Below are 9,862 nucleotides of genomic sequence, written 5' to 3' on the forward strand. Positions count from 1 at the left end.
TGTTTCTTCAATAGATCCTGTAGCTGCTCTGCTGCTGTGGCCAACTTCCTGGTCGGTTCGAGGTGAGCACCCGCTCCAAACAACGGTTGCAGATCCCCACGATGAGAAGGCCATCTTCCGGCTTGAGGATCTTCTCTAGTTCCCAGCGCAGTTTTTCTCGTTCTCGTAATGTTAGCCAAGTGCGGAAGATTGAGTACTGAATTCGCTCTCCATATCCCTCTAACAACTTCGACGCTTTTCGCCATCGCTTTTGGCAACGTATGTCATAGCATACTAAGTAGCAAACTTTATATTCAGCCATGGTTTACCTCACAACCAAGTTTCCAAATAAGTCACCCTCTCCATTCCATTCTTTTTCTAAAAGGCGAACCTCTAGCTCTAACAAACGACGATAGGTTAAGGAATAGTTAGTGACTGGATGCTTCCACTTTTCCTGCTTGCGATCTTCGTAAATTTGAATCATCTTTTTCCGCCCTTCTTCGCTAAGCCAAACTTGTTGTCCTCGTATGATGAAGTCTGCTTCCGGATCCCATTGTTTACGATTCACTGAAGCTACGATTGGCATATCCACAAGAGGCACGCGAAAGATTTCCATCAAGTCGAGAGCTAGAGGGGGTGCTTGAGAGCGAGGCTGGTGATAGAAACCGAGAGCAGGCTCTAGGCCTACCGTCAAAATAGCGTTCATGACGTCTTTAAGCAAAAGGGCATATCCAAATCCCAGTAGAGCATTAAAGCGATCCTTAGGGGGCCTTCGGTTTCGGCCTGAAAATCGCATCTCCTCTGGCACCTTATCTGATAGCACATAGGGCAAAGCGGCAAAGTAAAGTGCCGATAGATTTCCTTCCAAACCCAGCAAGCTTGATAATGACTCTGCTCGATCGACTTGCTTGAGTACTCGCCTCATTTGGTCAATGGCTTGCTCTACCTCTGGTGGACGAGCAGATCCCAGCCGCATCAAGAACTTACGCTGACTTTGACCTCGACACGCAACCAGCTTCCGAGCTAACTTCAAGCACATTTGAGGATCGCTCAGGGCCTGGTACTGTCGGATCCGGCGTTGGATGCTTCCGTGCCGGGGATCTAGGCTACCAACGTAGCGTCCACCCCCAGAGATTAGGTGAATCCCAATGCCTTGCTCAGCACAGAAATAAATGGCCTGAGTTGAGATTTGAGAAAAACCGTGCAGCACAATTTGCCCGGTTTGCTGAGCAGAGATAAACTCTTCGTTTTGGTTTCGGTAGCTTACTTTAAGACGGAATCCGCTGCGCCCTACCCGCGCCCCCGGCTCTAGAATGTGGACACACTGCCGTTCATCGTCTTCCGGGAAGAGGCGAATAGGCTGCCATTCTCTATCATGAGCTAGCCGCGCTTCTTCAGGTAAGCACACAGGGGCCAGAGAGCAGCCTGCGCAGAGTCGCTCGTTGTCAGTAATTGGGGGACGGAGATGGGATTGGCGCAGCAACCTTGCTTGCTCGATTGCCTGACGCACAGCTTGGCGCCCGGCATCATCGAGGGGAACGCGCACTAGCACATTGTCGCCGTGGTATCGAATTCGTCCTTCAGGGATTGGGATCCCCAGGACAGTTTCCATCAGATAGGCATAGGCCAAGATCTGCAGCCGGTCGCTTTCCCAGGCTTGGGGCTGGTTGTCCGGATCCCGGGCTGCCCGACCCCTTTTATGCTCATAAGGAATAATCTGACCGTCGCGAGTACGCAGGGCATCTACCCGTCCCCGCAAACCCAGATCCTCGCTTTCTAGAAATAGATCCTCCCAATCTTCCCCCTCTTGCTTTTCTAGCTCTGTATGTAGCCGCCGACCAGCAAAAATAGCTGCGTTTTCACTGTAGAGCTCCTCAACTTCTTCTAGGTAAAATAATCGTGGGCAGTAGGCCAATGCATGCAACGCTGAAACACGAATCAAATCTGAATCTATCTGTACAGAGAAATCAGCCAACGATAGCGGCATAATCCAAAGCTCCAAAACATAAACAACATGAAGAATATGAGAAAACCTCAACAATACTGAAAAAACCTTCTCCTCAGATAGAGGCAAAATCTAGCCTCAAAGCACTGCCCGTTCTCGCATACATGTGCAAGGATGACAGCAGACAGCAGCTAATCTGGCCGAATTTCTGTCCAGGCCAATTCAGGTATCTCCTCACTCTCAAGAGTTTGGAGCAAGTACCTTTGCCAGCGGGTGCCACGGGCTCCTACGTGATCGACCCAATACGGCAAAGTGAGGATCCCGTCCTCATCTCGAATTAGCCATCGACTCTGCTTGGGAACTACTGGAATTGGCGTTATCGAGTTAACAAGGTCACGGCTCTCCCCCAAGCTCAGTCCTCCGGATCGGTTAATCGATTCGGGATTCTCAAAGGCTCTTTCCAAATCATGAGCAAGGGATCCTTTAACCAGCACTGCAATCTGCACGTCAGTGAGTAATTGCTGATAGTCGGGACGGGCGTTGGCCGGATCCCGAATGTCTTTGCTTTTAAAGCGACGAAAGGTGCGGATTACCGTAGAAAGTTGAGGTTGGCTCAGTAGGGCAATTGCCAGTTGAGCACCACAATAGCGATGCCGATCCCACTCTCCCAGCAAGGAAAGCAGCATTCCATAAACAGTAGCAGGTGGCGGCACCGGATAGGTTTCGGCAAACTCCCTGGCCCAAGATTGACGAAAGCAAGCAATAGGTACCTCAACCTGAAGCTGAATCATGCTGCCTCCCTAGAAGAAATTTGACTTTGAATTATGGCAATTAGGTCGTCAACCGTTGACTTAATGCCCGGACTTACATGAGCACCTAATTCAGCTAGCTTCTCCCCGTCCTCGGTTTCGGCAGCAGCTCCTGCTAGCCATAGCTCTTGAGGATCTATATCTCCTACTTGTACTCGACGCACCAAGTCTGGCATGCTTATTTCTCCCTCAGAGTTTTCTTCAAAACAGTAGAGCAGGCGGGGCGAAAAGTCGTGCGTCCAGCGCAAGACTATGCTATCTGGTGAAAAATCGTAGAGAAAGCGGGAGTGATTGCCGGCTACCTCCCCTAAAGAAACCAGTCCCCTCACTACTTCAACTACTCGCTCTTGCCGCTGAAGTCGAGCAGGGGTCATTGCAAAACCGTATTGATAGCGAGTGGCATGCACTTCTGTTCCGTAGAGAGAAGTGGATCCCTTCTGACCGCTTCTTGCATTGAAGGTTATATCTCCACTGTACGGTCGGGTGGAGATTGCCCGAGTTACCTCTAAAACACCGCGCCTAGCAGTGGTAGTGCCTTTGGCCGGCTTTTTCCCCTTTCCTTTAGATGAGCTTTCGTCTGAGGCATCTACTTTAGCTCCCTCCGCGCGCATAAAGCCTAAAACATCATCATCAATGTACAGATCAGGGGCAAAGTTAGGCTCTTCCCACTCGTTGTCGTTAGTTTCGTCATTCCAGCGTCGGTTGACCTTACAACCGCTTCCTGATGTTTGCCAGTAGTAACGCAATGCCCAGCGAATTGCTTCAGCAGAAACAGTGGTATGCACCTCATTTTTCCAGAGAATCTTTTGCAGGGTAGTAATATTGCCCTCACTCTCGCCGCGATTGTTTGCAGCAGTACCATAGTTGGTCAAAATGTTGCCGAACAGGTGAAAAGTCATGGTTTTCCTCCAAACTAAGTTGCTAAGTTACTGCTACGTTGATTTTTTGTCTGGCTCACAAGCTTCTACTTTGAAGATTATAGTCTTAGTCCTCTTCTAATTCGGCAGGAGCAATCAAGTCAGTACCGTTCTCATCGGGCTCATCTTGAGTTTCTTCCTGACGCTCCTTACCTTTGTAGCTTGCTAACGCCAGAAGAGCTAGATCCCGTGCTTTTCTCCACTCTTTGGGATCCATAACCAAGTCCATCAAATCATCCCAGTGCTCTTGAAGCGTTGGTATTATCCCAGCTTTTGCCCAAAAGTTAGTAATAAACTCACGGAAGCTTTCTGCATTTTTACATCGAGCTAATCCAGTACGAATACGTACGTTTTCCCTATCAAAGTTAGTCTGCTCTCCTCGATCTTGAGCCTTCTGATATAAACGACCATAGGTAAAGCGAATAGCCTCATGGCAGGTCTGGACAAACCAGCGCTCTCTATCATCCATGTCTGCTCTCATGACCATCTCACTTAAACCTCTGCGTTCGTAGCACAGTTGTTTGAACCGCTCGTTACTGTTAATCCAATCTGAAAACCCGGCATACCAAGGATGATCTCTTGCCAGATTTTCAGCAATCATCTCACGAGCAAAGCTTGTTGCGATAAAGCTTCCTTCCTCCGCTTTTGTCTTAAGGATAACTCGATCTGGTAGTACCGCTTTGCAGATCTGGTAGTTTTTGCAGGCATGATACTTTGCTTCTACAGTAAATAGATCTGTGCGAGACTTTTGTTGTTTCGACCAGGGGACAGAACCTAGAGTGAGAACCTGACATCGAGTTACCTTAAATCCTCGAGAAGATTCTGCAACCTCTTGATATGTCAGAAACTTAAGCCCAGCATCTCCCAAACCGGCAGCATGTAAATCTCGATAACTTGCATAACGGAGCCGAGGATCTTGCCGATAGCCTGCATAGACCTCCATATCGGTGATCTCAGGAACCACCAGAGCATATTGAGCTTTTTGATTCTTCAACCGTGACCGAAGAATGTAGTAGAAGGAAGAAACAGAGGCGTAGAGGAGTATAAAGGCCATCTCTGGAGACTCTTCAAAGCTTGTATCTGAGGGAAACGCATTATGTCGCACAACGGCACCTGGATTAAGCCAGCCAGCAATGCTAATTGGCTGCCTAAGCCAATTACCGTCTTTATCGCATAGATTTTTGGCAAATTCCTGATGGACATAGCTTTCTAAAGCTTTGTACTTGATAATGATGGGTGGGTAGTTCTCATCGATCTCTAGAGATTCAGTTTGCTCACCAAGAATTTTGCGAGTTTTGTTATGTTGTAAAAATGTTCCCAAGATCCCCTGGTGAATGATTACCTGTGAGTCTTTCCGCATTGACTTACTATCAATTCCTCGCAGTGCGATAAGTCCATTGTTAAGCTGAAAAGACTCTTTAAGCAGCCAGTCAATGACCTCAAAGTCATTTCCCTGCCAGAACAGTTGGACTTGTCGAGGCGTCAGTTCCCAAGTTAGCGACCCTGGTCGTTTCTCTGGTGGAATTTCTTGTTCTATCTGCTTAAGAGTCATCCACAGCCCAGCCAGCCCTGCTCGATGCAGCAGTGTCAACCCAGGATGTCCTATGTGTAGCTTTAGCTCAGTCATGGCGTGCCAAATTCCTCACTATAGCTGATGTATCCAGGCTCTGTGACGAAATAAAATCCGCGTCGCTGCCAATTCCACCACTCTATCTCTTGATCTGGAATCCGAATCGGAATTGCCCAGGCTTGAGCCTCTTGCAGAAAAGCTTGCATCTTCGATAGCTTTTGCCCCTTGGCCAAAGCTTTTTCCTGCCGACCTTTAGCAGCTTCCCAAATAGACTCCTGATCCTCTGCTAGAAGCACCGTTATTGTGTGTCCACTTTCGCGTAGGAAGCTTGGGTAAGTGCACCAATCTTGATCAAGCCAGGCCGATTTTACTTCAACAGGCTCTTTTTGGCTGAGCTGAGAAAGAATGCTAGCTAAATCCCGCTGTGAAACGCGCTCTAGTCCTCTGTCTTTAACCTCATTAACTAGTTTTTGCCCGCTTTCTAGTTCTTCTGCAGTATAGGGAGAGCTTTTATCCCATCTGTAGAGGAGAGCTGTACAAGGTTCTTCTTTTTCGCTTTTCATTCTTCGATTTAGCCGACCCAATCGCTGAACCAAAGCCGTTGCTGGAGCCATGGCAGAGACAAGCAAATCTGCACTTAAATCTAAGGACATTTCACAGACTTGCGTAGTGACAGCAAGAACAGGTTCTGGCCGACTAAAAGCATTGATAACCTGCTCATGCTTGGTGAGTCTATCTTTGTAGCGAAAACGACTGTGGTAAATTAAAACTTTGGCTTTTATATTTTCTAGTTTTTCCTTGGCAACTTGATAAATATCAATACAACTGGACACTGAATTAGTTACCCATAGAACCTTTTGCCTCTCCTGAACTGCCTTGATGACTTTCGGCCAAATGAGCTCAGAGTGGGTGGGATCACCTTCTGCTTGCACTTCTTGTATTTGATAGCGCTTCAGTTCTTCTAGCTCTCGCGGTCCTTCAACGGGATCCTCTATAGGTTCACTCAACTCATCCATCACTCGCTTAATTGCCTGGAGCTGTCCTGGGGTAAAGCTAGCGCTCATCAAGAGGACAGGTGCACCTCGAAAAGTCCGTAAGAATCTCAGTAAAGCGCCGAACAATTGATTGTCATAGGCATGCACTTCATCAAAAACAAAGGCAGATTGAGCTAGAACTGGCCATGAAAACAGTGACCTTCTATTGTTTTGCATTAAACCTAAAATGGAATCCACAGTGCAGATAATTAATTTCTTTCGCCATGCTTGCAGCGCAGCCAGACGAGATGAAGTTGCCTCATCTTTTTCGCCCTCTCCGGTTAGCAGCAGTTCTCGATCTAAGTCTGCCCGCGAGTGCATCAGCATTTTTTCTATTGGGGATCCCTCGGCATAGTCTAGGTAGCCCTGAGTAGCTGTTCCAGTGGTAGGGTAGCCAAAAAACAGCCGCTTTCCCACTGCCCACTTTTTTGCCCAAGCATAGGCTCCTAAGGTTTTCCCCGTACCACAGCCTGCTTTTACCAGTGTTACCCGACAGCGGGTATTAGCAATTTGCTCTTGGAAGGGTCGTAGAGAATTTCCCCCTAGTTTCTGGGTAACCAGTTGCTCTAGTTCGCTTTCCTGAAGAACCAAACTCAGGGTATTAGAGATCCAATCCTGTAGGTTTTCTCCCTCTGATGGCAAGATCGATCCTGCCAGATCTGCAGCGATGACTGTGGCTTTAGCCGCCGCCACCAATGCCCGCTGATCTGAGCTTAGACTTTTGGCAAAGTCTCGGAACTGGTTTGCCAAGGTATGTAAATGCTCTTCTAGCTGTTCTTTTTTCCAATTTGCCGAAGGTACATCTGGAATCTCTTCTGGCAGTCCAAGTTTCTGGGATCCCAGTCTCAATATGGATTGAAAATCCCGATGGTCAGTGTAAATACGAACCTCAGTTCCTGTGCCATCCGGCAACTCTGTAATTTTGTGTGATTCCTTGCCCTGTAAATCCACTCCTGCCTTGAGATGATGTCCGATTGCTGCCCAAGTAGCCAAGAGCAGCTCCTCTTCGGTAAATGCTTTCCGTAGCCACTCCCGAAATGGGCTAACCTGTAAGGCGAGTATGCCGCTTAAAAATTCATGTCGAATAAGTTGTTGCTTATTGTGAGCCCTCCAAGCCTTCTCAAGTCTTGCTTTTGATTCGGCATCTAGAATTGATGACTTGAGATAAATCATCTCTTGGAAATGTTGGTTTGCCTTGCCCCAATCATGTAAATAAGATCCCAGCTTAACAATAGATTTCAGACGACTTGCGTCCTTCAACCTCAACTGCTGCTGAATAGTCTCTCCTAGATGCTCTGAAAGAACTTCAGCCGCTGATAATACAGCCGTAACATGACCTGTAAGCTTAGCAGCGCCTTTTGCTTGAGCGTACTCTTCTTCGGATTGGCGGCTGGGATCCCGCTTCTCCAGAGATTTTGCCAGTAAAAACTTAAACATTGTAGATCTCTTCTTACTTGTAAGGTAAAAAGAATCCGCAGCCCATGCGCCGTCGGCCACCTAGGCCTACTTGCTGCAGACGAATTGAATCTTCCTCTTGTAAGTTTTCTACCAATATTGAGAAACCTATGATTGTATGCCCCTTGATTCTTAAGGTTTTACGCAGAGGCTTTCCGGTTTTATCTTGCAGTACTGTTACCTGGCCTGAAATCTTTAGCTTCTCTAGCTGAGCCTGAGCAGCTTGGGCAAATGTATCCGGCTCAGTGTAGCCCTTGATCGTAACGATTCGAGCTTTCAGGGAAGTACTTGGTTTGAGAGTAAAAATCTTAGGGATCCCTAGCTGTACCTCATGAGATCCAATCTTCAATTGTTTACCGGCTAGCTTGTACACCTCCGCCACTGCCTCGATAGGTAGTCGAATCCTAATGTGGGAGTGTGGAGTTAGTAGGATTTTGCCTTGTCTATCTCTGATCCCTGCTGTTGTCAAAATACCGACGCAGGGATTCCGATGCAACATCGGCACTCGGTGACACAGTGCCGCCAATAAGCCGTATCCATGATCTGCAGGGAGCGTGGCTCCTCGTATAGGCAGGCACAAGTCTACTACGAGGGTAAGGAAGTCTGTTGAGTCAGGTGGTGAAGCCTCAGCAGTCATTGGTCTGGCTCCGTCTACAACTGCCATTTAAGACATCATAAAAAGGAGGTTACTAGGAGCCCCTAGCCGTTGTCAAGTGGTAGACAGCGCCCTAAGGCGATCAGTGGATAGGGCAGTCAGGGGTGCTAGAGCCTGCTGCCACCAGCAAAGCACTTCTGACCACAACGGCCATTTAAGGGTGCTCAACGCCCGGAGGCTTACCTTCGACAATATCATCGTTCTCGGCTCACTGCATCTGTGAGTCAGTTCTGGGAATAGTTCTCAGAAGGCTGTTGGATCCCCCGCCCCTGCATAGGCAGGCTCAAGGGGCAGGGCTTAGGATGGCTTAGCATCTTTCTGCTTTTCATGTCTCCCCACTGCACTGCCTATGAACTTGTTCTTCGTTGCCAAGCCGCAGCCGTTTTCTCTTCTACTGATCGCGCTTCAGCTAGCTTTGGGAGCACCAGCAACAGCTCATCCGAGTTCTTTTTCTGGAAGTGACTCGACGGCGATAGCAGTTCAGAGAGTAACAGAAATCCATGGCGGAGCCGGCCCTTGGGCAGTGATCGGCTATCGCATGGGGACGCGCGCCCTGGAGGAGCTAGGCTTAATGGATCCAACTCCCCACACTTCTAGGAACCGTTTTTTGGTGGAGGTTATTCACGAGTCGCCGCTGGAGATCCCGTTTGTGTGTATTGTGGATGGCTTGCACGCTGCAACAGGAGCCAGTTTGGGCAAACTGAACTTGAAGCTGGTGGAAGTTGGCTCCCTCGACAAGATGCGCAGTGTGGTGATCCACCGAGAGACCGGCAAGCGGGTGGAGTTTCAAGTTTTGCCTGAGTTTATCGCCCAATACCGGAATTTGCCCCCGGAACAACTGGCGGCTGCAGGCCAGGAAGTTCTCCAACTGGCCGATGAGAAGCTCTTCCGCTTCACGATTAGCCCCTAGCAGGAAATCTTGTTTTGGGATCCCTTCAGCATTTGTCAATGGCCTGGAGATAAACTAGCAGGCTGTTTCACGCTATTTGCACTAAACCCACTAAGGGATCCGCGCTTGGGCAAACACATCCTGGGGAACAACCTTCAAGCCCGGCAAGCAATCGTCTTGGATGGCCTGGGATCCCGTAAAGGTCTTTGGCGGGGCATCGGGGTAGAAGACGGTGATGCTCTTGGCCTGCGGATCCACAATCCAAACGCGCAGGATCCCGGCCTGCAGGTAATCTGCTGCTTTTTGAACCACAGCCCCAAAACTCTGACCCGGTGAAAGAATCTCAACCACCAGTTCGGGAGCTGTTGGACAAGGGCCGTCTTCCACCTGCTGCTCTGGCCAGCGTTCAAACGAAACATAGAGCAAATCAGGAACGGGAAGCCACTTCTGACCCTGCCTTTGCAAAACAATTGCCAGCTCTGTATATACATCTCCCTTGCCCTGACACCACGCATCCAGAATGAAAAGCAATCGCTTCTGCAGAGAGGCATGAAATCTCTGAGGGGACATCGGCGCATCTTTGGGAACAGCTTGTCCATCGACCAGCTC

General features: G+C 48.7%; 9 protein-coding genes. 1 reads left to right on the forward strand and 8 read right to left on the reverse strand.

The window, feature by feature from the left end; translation table 11 throughout:
- Nucleotides 1-7: 7 nt before the first annotated feature.
- The 7 genes from cas2 to cas6 form a co-directional block, all read right to left on the reverse strand.
- Nucleotides 8-301, reverse strand: coding sequence for a CRISPR-associated endonuclease Cas2 (gene cas2 / locus NW844_RS10795; RefSeq protein WP_414335565.1), 294 nt, complete (start codon nucleotides 299-301; stop codon nucleotides 8-10).
- 3 nt (nucleotides 302-304) lie between these two features.
- Nucleotides 305-2,053: a type I-MYXAN CRISPR-associated endonuclease Cas1 gene (gene cas1 / locus NW844_RS10800; protein WP_414335567.1), complete on the reverse strand. Its 1,749-nt coding sequence runs from the start codon at nucleotides 2,051-2,053 to the stop codon at nucleotides 305-307.
- 62 nt (nucleotides 2,054-2,115) lie between these two features.
- Complete coding sequence (cas5, locus tag NW844_RS10805; RefSeq protein ID WP_414335569.1) at nucleotides 2,116-2,715, reverse strand: type I-MYXAN CRISPR-associated protein Cas5/Cmx5/DevS; 600 nt, start codon at nucleotides 2,713-2,715, stop codon at nucleotides 2,116-2,118.
- Nucleotides 2,712-3,632 (reverse strand): DevR family CRISPR-associated autoregulator, encoded by a 921-nt coding sequence (locus NW844_RS10810; RefSeq protein WP_414335571.1) that lies wholly within the window; start codon nucleotides 3,630-3,632, stop codon nucleotides 2,712-2,714. The genes cas5 and NW844_RS10810 overlap by 4 nt, the downstream gene beginning before the upstream one ends.
- 85 nt (nucleotides 3,633-3,717) lie before the next feature.
- Nucleotides 3,718-5,277, reverse strand: coding sequence for a type I-MYXAN CRISPR-associated Cas8a1/Cmx1 (gene cas8a1, locus NW844_RS10815; protein ID WP_414335572.1), 1,560 nt, complete (start codon nucleotides 5,275-5,277; stop codon nucleotides 3,718-3,720).
- Entirely contained in the window at nucleotides 5,274-7,691 is a 2,418-nt protein-coding gene (cas3, locus tag NW844_RS10820; RefSeq protein ID WP_414335574.1) for a CRISPR-associated helicase Cas3', read from the reverse strand. Before cas3 ends, cas8a1 begins: the two co-directional genes overlap by 4 nt.
- Before the next feature lie 13 nt (nucleotides 7,692-7,704).
- On the reverse strand, nucleotides 7,705-8,373 hold the full coding sequence (cas6, locus tag NW844_RS10825) for a type I-MYXAN CRISPR-associated protein Cas6/Cmx6 (protein WP_414335576.1): 669 nt from the start codon (nucleotides 8,371-8,373) through the stop codon (nucleotides 7,705-7,707).
- Between the two features lie 340 nt (nucleotides 8,374-8,713).
- On the opposite strand from cas6, the gene NW844_RS10830 reads away from it, so the two are divergent.
- Nucleotides 8,714-9,274, forward strand: coding sequence for a formylmethanofuran dehydrogenase subunit E family protein (locus NW844_RS10830; protein ID WP_414335578.1), 561 nt, complete (start codon nucleotides 8,714-8,716; stop codon nucleotides 9,272-9,274).
- Between the two features lie 90 nt (nucleotides 9,275-9,364).
- Here the strand turns inward: NW844_RS10830 and NW844_RS10835 are convergent.
- Nucleotides 9,365-9,862 (reverse strand): Uma2 family endonuclease (locus NW844_RS10835; RefSeq protein WP_414335580.1); only part of this gene is annotated, 498 nt, incomplete at its 5' end.

This window comes from Synechococcus sp. H55.2 (genome assembly GCF_047462495.1).
GTDB lineage: Bacteria > Cyanobacteriota > Cyanobacteriia > Thermostichales > Thermostichaceae > Thermostichus.